The sequence below is a fragment of the Longimicrobium sp. genome (assembly GCA_036377595.1).
Taxonomy (GTDB): Bacteria; Gemmatimonadota; Gemmatimonadetes; order Longimicrobiales; family Longimicrobiaceae; genus Longimicrobium.
This window is the reverse complement of the sequence record DASUYB010000120.1, coordinates 1-15,961: the sequence shown is the minus strand read 5'-3', so window position 1 is coordinate 15,961 and position 15,961 is coordinate 1. Positions and strand designations below refer to the sequence as shown.

The following is a 15,961-nucleotide window of genomic DNA, read 5'->3' as shown; positions in this document are numbered from 1 at the left end:
ACGCGGGAACCGAGCGGGAGAGCAAGATGGAGGAGACGGAGATCCGGCCGCTGATCCAGATCCACGGGCGCGGGGCGGCGCACAACCCGCCCAACCGCTTCGTGCAGATGGACTTCGTGCCGGACTACGAGCACCTGGATCCGGACGAGGAGCCGGCGCCGCGGACGGTGTTCCTGCGCGACCACACGCGCAGCATCATCGCCCGCAACGACAGCCCGGACGTGGGATTCGACGCCAGCGTGAACCCGTACCGCGGCTGCGAGCACGGCTGTATCTACTGCTTCGCTCGGCCCACGCACGAGTACTTCGGCCTCTCCGCCGGGCTGGACTTCGAGACGAAGATCTTCGTGAAGGAGGACGCGCCGGAGCTCCTCCGCCGCGCCCTGGCTTCGCCGCGCTACGAGCCCGAGGTGATCGCGATGAGCGGCGTGACCGACTGCTACCAGCCGGTCGAGCGCAAGCTGCGGCTCACCCGCGGCTGCCTGGAGGTGCTGGCGGAGTTCCGGAATCCCACGGCGCTCATCACGAAGAACCACCTCGTCACCCGCGACGTGGACATTCTCGCGGAGATGGCGGCGTGGAACGGGGCCGCGGTCAACGTCTCCATCACCTCGCTCGACGAGAAGCTGCAGCGGGTGATGGAGCCGCGCACCTCCACGCCCAAGCGCCGCCTCGCCGCCGTCGAGACGCTGGCGAAGGCCGGAGTTCCGGTCCGCGTCCTGGCCGCGCCGATGATCCCCGGGCTGAACGACCACGAGCTGCCGGCCATCATCCAGGCCTCGGCCGACGCGGGCGCGCGCGACGTGCACTACATCCCGCTGCGTCTGCCGTTCGTGCTGAAGGAGCTGTTCGAGACCTGGCTGGAGACGCACTTCCCGGAGCGGAAGGAGAAGGTGCTGCACCGCGTCCGCGAGATCCGCGGCGGGAAGCTGAACGACCCCAGCTTCGGTTCGCGGATGCGCGGCGAGGGACAGTACGCGGAGCAGCTGCGCACGCTCTGGCAGGCCGCCCGCCGCAAGGCCGGCCTCGGCGGCGAGATGCCGGCGCTCTCCACCGCGCACTTTCGCCGCCCCCACGACGCCCGCGGCCAGCTGGCGCTCTTCGAGGCGGCGTAGCCCACGTCGAGCGCCGGCCGCGTGAAAACGGCCATCGCTGCTCGAGGGTGGACAAACAGACGCAGAGCGAACCCACCGGGCACGCGATTCGGCGAGATCCGGCGCGGAGTCTACGCGATCGCGACCCCGGTCCGTTTCCGCCACGGCCGGATCACGTTAGGCGAGCGAGTTCGAGGGATACGACTCTGGACGAGAAATGGACGCCGCCGGAGCTTGCCCGGCAGCGTGAGCTCGTATAGCTTCCGCTGAACTTAGACAGAGGAAACGATTCGATCCGGGGCGTCTCGATGACGATTGCGGCGGAAGCGGGGCGCGATTCCGCGAGCGGGAAGGCGGATATCGGCGCGGTGCTACGCGAGCGGTTCGGGCTGGGCGCGTTCCGGCCGGGGCAGGAGCGGGTGATCCGGGCCATCCTGGAGCACGGCGCCGCGCTGGCGGTGTTCCCCACCGGCGGCGGGAAGAGCCTGTGCTACCAGCTTCCCGCGCTGCTGCTGGACGGCGTCACCCTCGTCGTCAGCCCGCTGATCGCGCTGATGAAGGACCAGATCGACGCCCTCCGCGCGCTGGGGATCGATGCCGCCCGGCTGGACAGCTCGCTCACCTTCGACGAGACCAAGTCGGTGGAGAAGCGGCTCCTCTCCGGCGAGCTGCGCCTTCTCTACGTCTCGCCAGAGCGGTTCAACAACGAGCGCTTCCTCCAGCTTCTCGGCCGCGTGCACGTGGCGCTGTTCGCGGTCGACGAGGCGCACTGCATCTCCGAGTGGGGCCACAACTTCCGCCCCGACTACCTGAAGCTGGCCGACACCGCGCGCGAGATGGGCGCCGAGCGCGTCCTGACGCTCACCGCGACGGCGACGCCCCAGGTGGTGGTGGACGTCTGCGAGAGCTTCCGCATCCCGCGCGACTGCGCGGTGGTGACGGGGTTCCATCGCCCCAACCTCTTCCTCTCCGTCCACCCCACGCGGCCGGAGGAGCGCGACGCCGAGCTGGTGCGGCGGATGCGATCGCGGCCGCCCGGGCCGGGAATCGTCTACGTCACGCTCCAGCGCACCGCCGAGCGCGTGGCGAAGCTGCTGGACGAGGCGGGGATCCCCGCGCGCGCCTACCACGCGGGGATGAACGACGACGTGCGCGCGCAGGTGCAGGAGTGGTGGAAGGCGTCGGACCACGGCACCGTGGTGGCCACCATCGCCTTCGGGATGGGGATCGACAAGGCGGACGTGCGCTACGTCTACCACTACAACCTGCCGAAGGGGCTGGAGAGCTACAGCCAGGAGATCGGCCGCGCGGGGCGCGACGGCCAGCCATCGGTGGTGGAGATGCTGGGCGGGATGGACGACGTGGCGACGCTGGAGAACTTCGCTTTCGGCGACACGCCGACGGAGGGGGCCGTGCGCTCGTTCGTCGCCGAGCTGCTGGGCGCGGGCGCGGCGTTCGACGTCTCGATCTTCGACCTGTCCAGCCGCCACGACATCCGGCAGCTGGTGGTGAAGACGGCGCTGACCTACCTGGAGCTGCTGGGCGTCGTGCGCCAGGGGACGCCGTTCTACGCCGGCTACCGCATCCGGCTGAAGACCGGGCTGCGCGACATCCTGGACCGCTTCACCGGCGAGCGGCGGCACTTCGTGGACGGGATCTTCCGCGAGGCGTCGTTCGGACGCACGTTGTACACGATGAACCCCGAGGAAGTGGCGCTGCGTCTGGGCTCGGACCGCGGGCGCGTCTGCCGCGCGGTGGAGTACCTCGGCGAGCAGGATCTGGCGGAAGTGCAGGCCAGCGACGCGCGGCTGCGCTTCACGCGCACCGCCACCCACGTCGACGCGGACGCGCTGGTGCGCGAGCTGATGGAGCGGTTCGAGCGGCGCGAGGCGCAGGAGGTCGCGCGCGTGGGCGACGTGGTGGCGCTGGCCGGCCGCGACGGGTGCATCACCAATGGCCTGCTGGCGCACTTCGGCGAGGCGCGCGACGAGCCGTGCGGGCACTGCACGTATTGCGAGACGGGCCGCGCCACCGTCTTCCCCGCCCCGCCCGCGCCGGCGCCGGTCGAGCGGCGGGTGGACGCGGCCGCGGTGCGGCGCCTGCGCGACGAGCAGGCGGAGGCGCTCGGCGCGCCGCGCCAGCTCGCGCGCTTCCTGTGCGGCCTCACCAGCCCGGCGGTCAGCCGCGCGCGCCTGGGCCGCAACCCGCTCTTCGGCGCGCTGGAGGACCGCCGCTTCGCCGAGGTGCTGGCGTGGTGCGAACAGCTGGGATGACAAGGCTCACGCAGAGTCAGCATGGTCAGCAGTTGAATCGCAGTTCTCTGCTGACCCTGCTGACTCTGCGTGAGACAAAAGATCGCCCGTCCCCGCGATGATGTGGGGACGGGCGATTCCTGTCTCTCCCTGCTGAACCCGCTTCAACCCGCCGCGGTGCCCGTCCAGCCGGTCTCGGTGCGGGTGGCGGTGGTGCAGGCGGTCATCGAGCCGCCGTCCAGCCAGTACGGGTTCGTCGTCTCGCAGCTGCGCGGCTGCGTCACCTCGACCGCGTTGCTGTACGACGACAGCGCCACCGTGGGGTTGATCGTCCAGCTGCCCCGCGCGTCGCTCACACCCAGCGTCACCGTCACCTGGGTGCCGAGGGGACGGACCTGGAAGTCGCTGGCCCAGGTGCCGTAGCTGTCGTTCCACGAGTACACGCTCTGCGTGGCGGTGGGGCCGTCGAACACGTTCGAGAAGCCCTCGCCGTGGTACGTGACCGTCCCCGCGAAGCGCGTGTAGCCGTAAGTGGCGCCGCCCAGCCGGCCGTTGCAGAGGAAGAACATCGCGCCCTGGCCGCTCATCCGGCTCGCGCACTCCTGCCCGTTCGCGTCCGTCGCCGACGCCAGGCCGGTCCAGCTCTCCTCCTCCCAGCGCACGCCGCTGGACTGCACTGAGAAGCCGACCGCCGCCAGCGGGAAGGTGGCGGCGCTCTCCAGCGTGCCCTGCAGGGTGATGGTCTGCGCGCGCGTGGTGGTGGTCTCGGTGTTCGAGTACTCCTTGTGGCTGCCGTCGGACCGGGTCCAGGTGTAGTCGAGCACCGTGGTGGTGCTGGGCGACCGGTCCTCGACCGAGGCGGTCCAGGCGGCGCGGTGCGCGCCGGTCACCTCCAGGAGCTCGCTGTCGCCCACGTTGGCCAGGAGCGCGCCGCCGCCGCTGCCGGCACCGGCGCGGACCTCCACCTGGTAGGTGCCCGTGCGCTGGAAGGTGTACGTGAAGGCGCAGCTCACGGCGTCGCCCGCGTCCACCCAGATGTCGTCGGCGCGGTCCACAGGCTGCCCGTCGATGTAGAGCACGCAGTCGGTGCGGGTGCCCACCTGCCCGTTCGTCTCCGTCACCGTCGCGGTGATCACCACCGGGGCGCCGACCAGCGCGCCGTCGGGAACGTGGACGTCCACGTCGAGCGCGGGGCCGAACTTCACCGTCTCGGTCAGCGTCACCACGTCGGTGCGGCGGCCGTCAATGCCGCGCACGTTGGCCTGCACCTGGATGCGGCTGTCCGCCGGCAGCCCCGCCAGCTCGAAGGTCTGCGTGCCGCCGCGTGGGAGCTGGTTGTAGTTCCGGCTGGAGATCAGCTCGCCGTCGGGGCCGAACACCTTGAGCTGCACCTTCACGATCTCGCCGGGCGCGGAATCCAGGTGGTCCAGGTCGCCGGTGGTGAGGGTGAGGGTGGTGATGCCGTGCGCGTCGGTCACCGCCAGCGCCTCGAGCCGCGCCGAGCCGGAGCGGCCGGTGGCGTGCGGGGCGCTGCCGTCGTGGTACTTGACGGAGTTGGAGACGAGGCGGGAGGCGGAGCCGGTCGTCGTCGGGGCGAGCCGCGAGGCGGCCCGGGCGGCGGAGGTGGCCGACGGGGAGACGGCGGTGTCGGAGCAGGCCGCGGAGACGAGGACCAGCGCGGCGCCGAGCAGCGCCGGGGTGTGCGCGAGATACCGCCGAAGTGCCTTGGAAGACATGGGCGCCTTGCCGCGAAGCTTTGTGATCGCGTGGGGCGTCCTCGGTGGCCGGGCTGTCTGCGTGAGACCCCTGGCTTTGCGGACCGGCCTCGCGGCCGGGGTGCCTTTTTCGGGACGGAACGACGATCCTTCGGCGGCCGGGCTGTCTCGGGGAGACCCCTGGGCTTTGCGGACCGGCCTCGCGACCGGGGTGCCTTTATCGGGACCTGCGGAGGTGGGGGGCGGGACGGGTGGCCGGAAATTGCCCCGGTTCCGTCGTGGCAAAAGTCTAAGCCCTCCCCGCCGGATCGCGCAAGAGTTCCTGATACAATTCTACGTTGCAGTTTTATAAATGGTGATACGTGAGAGAGTTGCAGTTTCAGGAACGGACGCGTCGACGGACTCCGAATGAGCCATGCGACGCCGGAATCGCGGCGAATTCAGGCTTTGGAGAGGCGGATTGTGGCGCGCGTGCAACAGTTTCGGCCGGCGAGGACGCGGGTCTTGTCCGCGCCCCCGTAACCGGCCACCATCTCACCTGTGCTCCACCATCCATCCCCCCGCACGACGGACGAGTGTGGACCCGATGAGATACGACGTGATCGTGATCGGCGCCGGGCAGGGCGGCGTGCCGCTGGCGGCGCTGCTGGCCGAGGGCGGACGGCGCGTGCTGCTGGCGGAGCGCAGCGAGGTGGGCGGCACCTGCGTGAACCGCGGCTGCACGCCCAGCAAGAGCCTGATCGCCAGCGCGCAGGCGGCGCACGACGCGCGACGCGCCGGGCGGCTGGGCGTGCGCGCGGCGGTGGAGGTGGACTTCCGCGCGGTGATGGAGCGGGTGGACGGCATCATCCACCAGTGGCGCGACGGCGTGCGCGGCCGCCTGGCGCGCGCGGGTGAGCGGCTGACGGTGGTCCAGGCTCACGCGCGCTTCGTCGCCCCGCGGCGGGTGGAGGTCGGCGGCGAGACGCACGAGGCGGACGTGGTGGTGATCAACGTGGGGACGCGGCACGCGGTGCCGAAGATCGCCGGGCTGGACGCGGTGCCGTTCCTGACCAACGGCTCGGTGTTCGGCCTGCGCGAGCTGCCGCGGCGCCTGGTGGCCATCGGCGGCGGCTACATCGGGTGCGAGCTGGGGCAGGCGTTCCGGCGGCTGGGCGCGGAGGTGGCCATCGTCGACCCCAACGAGCGGCTGCTGGCGCGCGAGGACCCGCAGGTTTCCGAGGAGATCGAAAAAGCTTTCGCGGCGGAGGGGATCGAGGTGCACAAGGGCGTCCGCCCCGCGCGCGTGGAGCGGCGCGGGGACGGCGTGGTCGTCGCGCTGGAGGACGGCAGCGAGATCGAGGGATCGCACCTGCTGGTGGCCACCGGGCGCACGCCGAACACGGGCGACCTGGGGTGCGACGCGGCCGGGGTGCGGCTGGACGAGCGCGGCTTCATCCCCGTGGACGACGGGTTCCGCGCCTCGGCGGAGGGGGTGTACGCGATCGGCGACTGCACCGGCGGCCCGCAGTTCACCCACCGCTCGTGGGACGACGGGCGGATCCTGGTCGACATCCTCACCGGGCGGCGCAGCGGCGGGCGCGAGGGGCGGCTGGTGCCCTACGCGATGTTCACCGATCCCCAGGTCGGCCGCGTGGGATTGACGGAGCGCGAGGCGCGCGAGCAGGGGATGGAGGTGGAGATCGCGGAGATGCCGTTCGGCTACGTGGCCCGCGCGGTGGAGGCCGACGTGCCCGCGGGAGTGATGCGGGTGATGGTGGACCGCAGGACGGAGCGCTTCGTAGGCGTCTCCCTGGTCGGCGCGCAGGCGGGCGAGCTGGTGCACGTCTTTTCCGTGCTGATGCAGGCCGGCGCCTCGGCGCGCGCGGTGGTCGACACCGAGTTCATCCACCCGACCTTCGCCGAGGGGCTGCAGACGCTGGTGATGAAGCTCCCCCGCTACGCGCTGGCCCCCTGCCCCGCCTCCGAGGCCGCCGAGGAGACGGCGGCAGCAGCGGCCGAGCCCGCGGCGGGAGCGGAGGAGATGGCGCCCGCGGCCGGGTGAGAATCGGCGCGGAATCGGGCTGGGAAAGGGCGGTTGAAACCGCGGCAACAACCACACGAAGTCCGCCTTCGCGGACTGCTGGCGCCGGTGCCGGCGACGCTTCGGCGCGCGCGATCGGCATCGCATGGGCGACGGCGTTGCGCAATCCTCGAAGCCGTGGCAGACTCGGCGAGTGCGACGGACGCGTGAGGGATGCGCGCCCGGAGGGCCGGGAACCCGCCGCGCGCGCGCCGACGCCAGGCGTCCGCGGGGATGGCGGGGCGCGGCGGGGGCCCGGCGCGGTTGGGCACAGTTGTATCGTGCCCTACCGCGCGCGCAGCCCGGCCCGGAGCGCAGCGGAGGGACACGCCCAGATCACAAGCAGTTTCTCAGCTTTTTCAGAGCCCGGGAGGGGAAGATGGCGACGCAGTGCACGCATACCGACCAGATCCGAGACGTCCACCCGAACACGCAGGGGTGCGAGGAGTGCCTGAAGACCGGCAGCTGGTGGGTGCACCTGCGGATGTGCCGCACCTGCGGCCACGTGGGCTGCTGCGACTCGTCACCCAACAAGCACGCCACCAAGCACTTCCACGCGACCCAGCACCCGATCGTGCGCTCCGCCGAGCCGGGGGAGAGCTGGAGCTGGTGCTATGTGGACGAGGTGATGCTGTGATGAAGGTGCTCAGTGCCGAGTGCGAAGGGGAAAGAAGGCGCGCCGCCGGGGAAGGTCCTCGGCGGCGCGTCTTTTTCGTCAGCGGGTGATCGGCTCAGCGGCCGCTGCCGCTGCGCAGCTGCGTGAGGCGGTCGACGTACTGCTGGGCGTTGGGATCGAGCTCCTTCATCTTCGCGAACAGCTGCTCGGTGAACGCCTGACGCGCGGCCTGCACCTCGGGAAGCGCCACCACGCGCGGCTGCAGCCCGGCGAAGTACGCCTGCAGCTGCTGCGCCTCGGCGGCCAGCGCGTTCAGCTTGGCGTTGTCGTTGGCGGTGCGCGCCGCCTGCTCCTCGGCGGGGAGCGCCTGCACCCGCGCCAGCTTGGCCGGAGCGGCCGGGTCCAGCTTCGCCATCCCGGCATTCACTGCGGCGGTCAGGGTGGCCTGCGCCTCCTTGATCGCCGGGTCCTGCAGCGCCTGCTGCTGCAGCTGGCCCAGCTTGGCCTGCAGCTGCGCGGCCTCGTTCTGCGGGGCGGCGGCCGCGGGGGCGGCGGGCTGCGCCGGCGCCGGCGTGGTCTGCGCCGACACGGCGACCGGAAGGGCCAGCGCGGCGGCGGCCAGAACGGCGATGCGGGTGCTCTTCTGCACTGTTCCTACTCCACCAGGATGCGAAACCTTGCGCCGGCCGCCCCGGATCGGGGGCGGTCGGCGGCGCGAACTCCGGGCCTTTCGACACCACTGCGTAAGTTAGGTTCCATCCGCGACTTACACTACTTCAACAGCAACGGAACCCGGTAGCAGTCCGCCCCCTCCGGACCCGGTCGGGCGGCGGCGGCACGGTATGTAAGAACAGCGCCGCCCCGGCGCAAGTGACACCGGGCCGCGAGCCGCCCTTCAAGGTCCTTGCATTCGCAAGAGAGACGAAAAAGCCGGATCTCATCAGGGAGATGAGATCCGGCGGAGTGGGCCCACCAGGATTCGAACCTGGGACCAAGGGATTATGAGTCCCCTGCTCTAACCGCTGAGCTATGGGCCCGGAAACGCACGAAATGGCGCACGGAATATGATGTTCCGCCTTCCGACGGTCAACCGCGGCGATGCGTCCGATTCCGAGGGAACTGATCACAGAAGGGTCTCACGCAGGGTCAGCAGAGTGAGCAGTGGAACTGCAGTTCTCTGCTGACCCTGCTGACTCTGCGTGAGATAAATCTGTTGCGGGTTCTTGTGGTTCACCCCGCATGCACGGCCGCGCGCAGCTCCTCCAGCTTCGTCCAGCCGCGGCCCTGCTCGAGCGCCTGTTCCGCCGCGCGGACGCCGTCGACGAGCGTCGGAGCCAGCTCGGCGCAGTAGATGGCGGCGCCGGCGTTCAGCACCACCGCGGCGCGCGCGGCGCCGGCGACCCGGCCGCGCAGCACGCCTTCCACCTTCTCCGCGTTCTCGCGCCGGTCGCCGCCGGCCAGGCCGCCGGGCTCGAAGCGCTCCCAGCCGAGTTCCGCGGCCGCGTCGAACGTCCGCCTCTCCCAGCGGCCGCCGGCCACCTCGATGACCTCCGTCGTGCCGATGGGGCTCAACTCGTCGAGCCCGGGCTGGCCGTGGACGACGAGCGCGCGCTCGTGCCCCAGCTCGGCCAGCGCGCCGGCGATCAGCTCCAGCAGCGCGGGATCGCTCACGCCCACCACCTGCCGCCGCGCGCCCGCCGGGTTCGTCACCGGGCCCAGCACGTTCATGATGGTCGGCATCCCCAGCTCGCGGCGGATGGGGCCCACGTGCTTCATGGCGGGGTGATGCAGCGGCGCGAACATGAACACGATCCCCGTCCGCTCCAGCACCCGCGCCTCCTCGTCGGGCGCCAGCTCCAGCCGCACGCCCAGCGCCTCGAGCACGTCGGCGCTGCCGCACTGGCTGGTGAACGAGCGGTTGCCGTGCTTGGCCACCCGCACCCCCGCGCCCGCGGCCAGCAGCGCCGCGGCGGTGGAGATGTTGAAGGTGGTCATCGCCCCGCCGCCGGTGCCGCAGGTGTCCACCAGCCCGGCCGCGTCGGCGGGGACGGGGACCATCGCGCGGCGCAGCGCCCGCACGCCGCCCGCCACCTCGGCGGGGACGGCGCCGCGCACGCGGATGGCCACCAGGAGCGCGGCCATCTGCACCGGCGTGGCGCGCCCCTCCATCACCTCGTTGAACGCCGCCTCGGCCTCCGCCGCGCTGAGCGGGCGGAGCGCCGCCTGCCGGATCAGCGCGCCCAGCTCCGGCGCATCCCCGGCCACGGTCACGCCGGCTGCCCCGCGAACAGGCGCTCGCCGAGCCCCGCGTGGTCCGCCAGCAGGCCGACGCAGAGGGCGACGAGGCGGAGCTGCTCGACCTCGTAGTCGTCCACCGTGCCCGCGCGGAAGTTGCTCAGGTTCAGCACGCCCAGCAGCCGCCCGCGGCAGAGGAGCGGGAGCGAGACGAAGGCCGGGCCCGTGTACCACGCGTCGCGCATCAGCGGGTGGGTGACGCCCTCGTCGGGGTCGCGCACCACCAGCGGCATGCGCGAGCTGGCGACGGTGCCGGAGATCCCCCGCCCCATCGGCACGCGCACGCGGTCCGACTCGATCATCGGCGGCAGCCCCACGGCGGCGCACAGGCGCAGCTCGGGGCCGTCGCCGCCCTCGTCGATCAGCAGGAGCGAGCAGCGGTTGCCGCCGAACGCCTCGGACACGGTCTTCACGATCTCGTCCGCCAGCTCCGCCGGGGGGAGCCCCTGCGCGCTGCGCTCCATCAGCTTGCGCAGGAGGTAGAGGACGCGCGTCTGCCGCTGGTGGCGCTGGGCGCGGCGGTCGATCTCCACGTGCGCCTCCATCAGCATCTCCGTGGCGCTGGCCGCGGCCGCCTCCAGCGCCTCCATCCGCGCGCGCATCCCCTCCAGGTCGCGCCGCGCCTCCACCAGCGCCGTCTCCTCCTCGTGCGGGAGGGGGCGCTCCGCGGGCGCCGGCTGCGTGGCGGAGGCCATCGCCAGCGAGCGGACGGCCTGTGCGCGCGCCTCCTCGGCGGCCTCACGCTCGCGCAGCAGCAGCGCGCGCGAAAGGCAGAGCTCCAGCACGTCGCCGCCGGCGTCCATCGAGTCGTCGCTGCGCCGCGCCAGCATCCGCCGCCGCGGCTCGGCCACCACGAACACGCCCAGCCAGCGCCCGTCGTGCGCGACGGCGCGGGCGCGCACCCAGTACTTCTCCGGCTCCAGGCCGGGAAGGAGGTCCTTCAGCACCCAGGCGGCGGCGCTGTCCACCGGGCGCAGCGGGCGGTCGCCGCCGGCATCGTCGCCCAGCAGCGCGTGCAGCCGCCCGGGCTCCAGCTCCAGCGGCGCCTCGTCCACCCCGCCGTCGTCGGTGCTGGCCCAGCGGTGGACGAGCACCGCGGTGGCATCGTCGTACGCGGCGTACGCCACGCGGCGGCCGCCGTGCGCCAGCACGGGCAGGAGGCGGCGGAGCACGGTCTCGTCGTCGACCGCGTCGTGCAGGCGGACCAGCAGGTTCATCTGGAACTGCGGGGGACAGGGGACAGCGAGTGCGGTGGCGCGGCGGGCGCCACTGCGGACCCTCAACTCTGGTTGTCGGCGGAGGTTGAAGGGTACGCTCCTGCGCGCCCGCTGTCAATCAGCCCAAGCCCTTTCGGGACGCGGAAATCGCTTGACACCGCGTGGGGCGCCGGGCAGGTTGTCGCGCGTGACCGAGCCCGGACTCCACCGCATCAGACTCACGCTCCACTACGACGGGCGCGCCTTCCACGGCTGGCAGGTGCAGCCCGAGCAGCGCACCGTGCAGGGCGAGCTGGAGCGCGTCGTCTCGCGCCTCACCAACCGCCCCGCCACGGTGATCGGGAGCGGCCGCACCGACGCCGGCGTGCACGCCACCGGCCAGGTCGCGGCCACCGACGTCCCCGAGCGGTGGACGGCGCACGCGCTCCGCCGGGCGATGAACGCCCTCCTCCCCGACGACGTGTGGGTGGCCGACGCGGTGCTGGCGCCGCCCTACTTCCATCCGCGCTACGACGCGTCGAGCCGCTCCTACGTCTACCGCGTGGGGCTGGCGCAGCACGCCGACTCGCCCTTCCACGCGCCCTGGTGCTGGCCGCTCCTCCGCCCCGTCGACTTGGGCGAGATGTCGCGCGCGGCGGAGATGATCGTCGGCGACCACTCGTTCAAGGCGTTCGCCAAGGCGGGGCAGGAAGAGCGCGGCGACCGCTGCACCGTCACCGAGGCGCAGTGGGCGCCGTGGGAGGGGCTGGGGCTGGAGTTCCACGTCACCGCCAACCGCTTCCTCCACCACATGGTCCGCTATCTCGTGGGGACGATGGTGGACGTGGGGCTCGGCGAGCGCCCGGCCGACCACGTCGCCGACCTGCTGGACGGCGCGCCGGGGCTGGAGACTTCGCCCCCGGCGCCGCCCGAGGGCCTCTTCCTCTCCTCCGTCGCCTACCCCGCCGACGCGGGGACGAAGCCGCCGCGAAGAACGCGGCTGCGGCTGGTGGAGTGATGGAGATGGAGTCGGCCGCTCCGTTCTGGACCATGCGGCTGGCGGACGGATGGCGCGCGGAGCAGCGCGGCGACCACGTGGCGGTGCTGAACGCGAATCCCGGCACCCTGCTGCGGCTGACGGCGTTCCATCCGGCCACGACCGGCTTGACGGCGCGCCAGTGGGTGGAGATGGCCGCGAGCGTGCATCCACCGAAGGGAAGGCCGCTGGTCGAAGTGCGCTGCGGTGACTTCAGCGGGTATCGGACCGAGTTCGGATCGCTGGGTGGAAGCGATCCGCCTGGCGACGACGACCGCTGGCTGCGCGGGTGGATGCTCGAGTGCGACGGCCTTCCGCTCGACGTGACCTACACCTGCCCGCTCTCCGCCGCCGGCCGCGACGACGCCGATGTCCGCGCCATGCTGGAGACGCTGCGGCTGGTTCGATCCCCCGCATCTACGCTGGAGTGATGACGTGCGGGGGGTAAGCGTCTCCAGACGGATTCACGACGGTTCAACGGAGGATGGATCGTGGCGAAGAGCGTACGGCCGTTCCTGATGTTCGAGGGGAAGGCGGAAGAGGCGATGAACTTCTACGTCTCCCTCATCCCCGGTGGCGAGATCACCTCAATCTCCCGCTACGGCCCGGGGCAGCCCGGCCCGGAAGGCTCGGTGATGGTCGCCACCTTCACCGTCGCCGGGCAGGCGGTGATGTGCTCCGACAGCTTCGTGAAGCACGGATTCACCTTCACCCCCTCGTCCTCGCTGTTCGTGGAGTGCGAGAGCGAGGAGGAGGTCCGCCGCCTCGCCACCGCGCTGGCCGAGGGCGGCGCCGAGCTCATGCCGCTCGGCAACTACGGGTTCAGCCGCATGTTCGCGTGGGTCAACGACCGCTTCGGCGTGTCGTGGCAGCTCAATCTGTCGTAAGCGGCGACAGATGATCGTCCACCGTTCATTCCGGAGAGCATCCTCACTGGACGGCACGCCGGGGCTGGAGATGAGCCCGCCCGCGATGCCCGCGGGCCTCTTGCTCCGCCGTCGCCTACCGGCCGACGCGGGGATCAAGCCGCCGCGACGTATGCGGCTGCGGTTGGTGGAGTGAACAACCTATGGAACCTTTCGTCCATGCCTAGCGAACTTCGCCCGCTTCTGCCGAGTGGCTTACGAACACACCGGCAGGCGTTCTCGGTGACCGACTTGGGTGCCGAGTTTAGCAGCGAATGGAATGCCACTCACATTGTTCTCTTTCTAAGTGATCCCCATTGGCCGCGAGCAGTGGTCGCCGTACATCGCGCCGAATCATCGCCTCTTCATTTACTGCGTGTTTCTGAAGCGATGCTCGCGTTAAGTGGAGCACCCAAACGCTGGGCGGCAGACCTTGCGGGCTTTCTCGAATCCAATGCCACGGAAATACCGGCGGGTGAAAACCCAACGAGACTCTCGCAGATAGTAGCCACCATCAACCTAGCTCTTCGACGGAATGAATTCGTCGACCCCGTGTGGGATCTGTGCACGGGTCGGACAGTGTCAAGCGGTGATCTACGAGAGAGAACAGATGTTCTCGATGCACTTCCAGCCAATCCCGGTGATTTGACACTGGATTCCTGCTTTTCTGATCCGGAGTATATCCGTTGTGACAATCCATTTGAGCTCCTTGTGGAACTCGAAGAGGTTTTGTCGTGGGCACGCAGTTTCAGACTTCCAATACTCGCAATCGACTACGACTACAATTCAGCGACAGTTTGGGTACAACAATCGATCCGATCTTGGCTACTTTCGCAGAGCTCCCGCTTCTCTGACCACGAGAGCTTGATTCATGATCTGACTGGATCGGTCGCTGATTCATTCGAGGCATATGATCAATCAAAGTTCGAGCGAGTTAGACAGCGAATGCGTGAGCTGAGCTCCGAATTCGATAGGGATACATGGCCGAACCTCCGACCAGACTAACGCACAAGGATCAGGTCAGCGAAATGGCTTCGGATCGCTATTCCAACCCGCTCACGGAGCGGTACGCGTCGGCGGAGATGTCTCGCATCTTCTCGTCCGACTTCAAGTTCGGCACCTGGCGGCGGCTGTGGCTGGCGCTGGCCGAGGCCGAGCGCGAGCTGGGGCTGCCCATCCCCGACCAGGCGGTCGAGGCCATCCGCGCGCACCTGGACGACTTCGACCTGCGGCGCGCCGCCGAGCTAGAGCGCCAGCTCCGCCACGACGTGATGGCGCACGTGCACCACCTGGGCGAGCAGGCGCCCGAGGCGCGCGCCATCATCCACCTGGGCGCCACCAGCGCCTACGTGGGCGACAACACCGACCTTATTCAGCACCGCGAGGCGCTGAAGCTGGTCGCGCAACGCATCGCCGCGGTCGTCGCCGCGCTGGCGAGCTTCGCGCGCGAGCACCGCGATCTCCCTACCCTCGGCTTCACCCACTTCCAGCCCGCGCAGCCCACCACCGTCGGCAAGCGCGCCACCCTCTGGATCCAGGATCTCCTCCTCGACCTGGAGGAAGTCGAGTTCCGCATCGCCACGCTGCGCTTCCGCGGGGTGCGGGGGACCACGGGGACGCAGGCCAGCTTCATGGACCTGTTCGAGGGCGACGGCGCGAAGGTGGAGCAGCTCAACCGGCTCGTGGCGAAGAAGATGGGATTCGAGCAGGTCTACGGCGTCACCGGGCAGACGTACACGCGCAAGACGGACTACGCCTGCCTGGCGACGCTCGCCGGCGTCGGCCAGAGCGCCAGCAAGTTCGCCAACGACGTGCGGCTCCTCTCGCACCTGAAGGAGGTCGAGGAGCCGTTCGAGGAGCACCAGATCGGCAGCAGCGCGATGCCATACAAGCGCAACCCCATGCGCTGCGAACGGATCAACGCGCTGGCCCGCCACGCCATCGTGCTGTCGCTGGACCCGGCCTTCACCGCCGCGCAGCAGTGGTTCGAGCGCACGCTGGACGACAGCGCCAACAAGCGCATCGCCGTTCCCGAGGCCTATCTCGCGATCGACAGCGTGCTCCTGCTGATGCACAACGTGGCCGGGGGGATGGTGGTCTATCCGGAGATGATCCGGCGGCGGCTGATGGACGAGCTGCCGTTCATGGCCACCGAGAACCTGATGATGCGCGCGGTGAAGAAGGGCGGCGACCGGCAGGACCTGCACGAGCGCGTGCGCGTGCACAGCATCGAGGCCGGCCGCCAGGTGAAGCAGCACGGCCGCCCCAACGACCTGATGGACCGCATCGCCGCGGACCCGGCGTTCGGCATCACCCGCGCGGAGCTGGACGAGGACCTGCGCCCCGAGCTGTACGTGGGCCGCGCCCCCGAGCAGGTCGACGAGTTCCTGGCCGAGTGGGTCGCCCCCGCCCTCGCCCGCTACCCCGAGGCCGCCGCGGAGGCCGCGCCGGAGCTGCGGGTTTGAACCTCGGGGACGGGCGAATGGAATTCGCGGCAACAACGCCCAAAGTCCGCCTTCGCGGACTCCCGCGGCGGCGTCGGTGCGCACGGGTTGGATTCGGTCAATGGGAAAGCGAGGCGATGGTTCGTCTCGCTTTTTCTGCGGGTGAGCACCTTGCATGAGGGATGCGCGCCCGGAGGGCCGGGAAGGTCCGGACCGGGTAGATTGTTGACAGATCAGACCGGGAGGATGATTGACACGGCAGAACGAAGTGTACCCGAGCCCCAGGGGGAGAAATGCCGTGGAATCATTCGGACCCGGAGACGGAGCGGATGCGCTTCGTGACGCT

12 protein-coding genes, 1 tRNA gene and 2 riboswitches are annotated in these 15,961 nt (G+C 70.5%); of the genes, 8 read left to right on the top strand and 5 right to left on the bottom strand.

The genetic code is table 11. The features are described 5' to 3' along the window. Positions 1-26: 26 nt before the first annotated feature. Together VF092_20850 and VF092_20845 are read left to right on the top strand one after the other, a co-directional pair. Entirely contained in the window at positions 27-1,115 is a 1,089-nt protein-coding gene (locus VF092_20850) for a PA0069 family radical SAM protein (protein ID HEX6749753.1), read from the top strand. Positions 1,116-1,402: 287 nt separating this feature from the next. Further along, entirely contained in the window at positions 1,403-3,367 is a 1,965-nt protein-coding gene (locus VF092_20845) for an ATP-dependent DNA helicase RecQ (GenBank protein ID HEX6749752.1), read from the top strand. Positions 3,368-3,510: 143 nt separating this feature from the next. Here the strand turns inward: VF092_20845 and VF092_20840 are convergent, their stop codons facing one another. Further along, positions 3,511-5,082 (bottom strand): hypothetical protein, encoded by a 1,572-nt coding sequence (locus VF092_20840; GenBank protein HEX6749751.1) that lies wholly within the window; start codon positions 5,080-5,082, stop codon positions 3,511-3,513. Between the two features lie 40 nt (positions 5,083-5,122). Continuing rightward, positions 5,123-5,197, bottom strand: a riboswitch (cyclic di-GMP riboswitch). 14 nt (positions 5,198-5,211) lie between these two features. After that, a riboswitch (cyclic di-GMP riboswitch) is annotated at positions 5,212-5,287 on the bottom strand. Between the two features lie 360 nt (positions 5,288-5,647). Here VF092_20840 and VF092_20835 point away from each other — a divergent pair. Both VF092_20835 and VF092_20830 read left to right on the top strand, forming a co-directional pair. Then, positions 5,648-7,105 carry a mercuric reductase gene (locus tag VF092_20835; GenBank protein ID HEX6749750.1) on the top strand — a complete coding sequence of 486 codons (1,458 nt, stop codon included), beginning with the start codon at positions 5,648-5,650 and terminating at the stop codon, positions 7,103-7,105. Positions 7,106-7,502: 397 nt separating this feature from the next. Continuing rightward, a complete protein-coding gene (locus VF092_20830; protein HEX6749749.1) occupies positions 7,503-7,760 on the top strand; it encodes a UBP-type zinc finger domain-containing protein in 258 nt (85 codons plus the stop codon). A gap of 94 nt (positions 7,761-7,854) precedes the next feature. Here VF092_20830 and VF092_20825 read toward each other — a convergent pair whose 3' ends face one another. From VF092_20825 to VF092_20810, 4 genes are all read right to left on the bottom strand, one after another. After that, positions 7,855-8,388 carry a hypothetical protein gene (locus tag VF092_20825; protein HEX6749748.1) on the bottom strand — a complete coding sequence of 178 codons (534 nt, stop codon included), beginning with the start codon at positions 8,386-8,388 and terminating at the stop codon, positions 7,855-7,857. Between the two features lie 315 nt (positions 8,389-8,703). After that, a tRNA-Ile gene (locus VF092_20820) sits at positions 8,704-8,776 on the bottom strand. Between the two features lie 193 nt (positions 8,777-8,969). Then, positions 8,970-10,010, bottom strand: a complete 1,041-nt coding sequence (gene trpD, locus VF092_20815) for an anthranilate phosphoribosyltransferase (GenBank protein ID HEX6749747.1) — start codon at positions 10,008-10,010, stop codon at positions 8,970-8,972. Beyond that, on the bottom strand, positions 10,007-11,251 hold the full coding sequence (locus tag VF092_20810) for a GAF domain-containing protein (protein HEX6749746.1): 1,245 nt from the start codon (positions 11,249-11,251) through the stop codon (positions 10,007-10,009). The genes trpD and VF092_20810 overlap by 4 nt, the downstream gene beginning before the upstream one ends. Before the next feature lie 187 nt (positions 11,252-11,438). Between VF092_20810 and truA the strand changes: the two genes are divergently transcribed. From truA to purB, 4 genes are all read left to right on the top strand, one after another. Further along, positions 11,439-12,248: a tRNA pseudouridine(38-40) synthase TruA gene (gene truA, locus VF092_20805; protein ID HEX6749745.1), complete on the top strand. Its 810-nt coding sequence runs from the start codon at positions 11,439-11,441 to the stop codon at positions 12,246-12,248. Next, positions 12,248-12,697 (top strand): hypothetical protein, encoded by a 450-nt coding sequence (locus tag VF092_20800; GenBank protein HEX6749744.1) that lies wholly within the window; start codon positions 12,248-12,250, stop codon positions 12,695-12,697. The genes truA and VF092_20800 overlap by 1 nt, the downstream gene beginning before the upstream one ends. A 60-nt stretch (positions 12,698-12,757) precedes the next feature. Beyond that, positions 12,758-13,153: a VOC family protein gene (locus VF092_20795; GenBank protein HEX6749743.1), complete on the top strand. Its 396-nt coding sequence runs from the start codon at positions 12,758-12,760 to the stop codon at positions 13,151-13,153. A gap of 998 nt (positions 13,154-14,151) precedes the next feature. Next, on the top strand, positions 14,152-15,636 hold the full coding sequence (gene purB / locus VF092_20790; GenBank protein ID HEX6749742.1) for an adenylosuccinate lyase: 1,485 nt from the start codon (positions 14,152-14,154) through the stop codon (positions 15,634-15,636). The last annotated feature ends 325 nt before the right edge of the window (positions 15,637-15,961 follow it).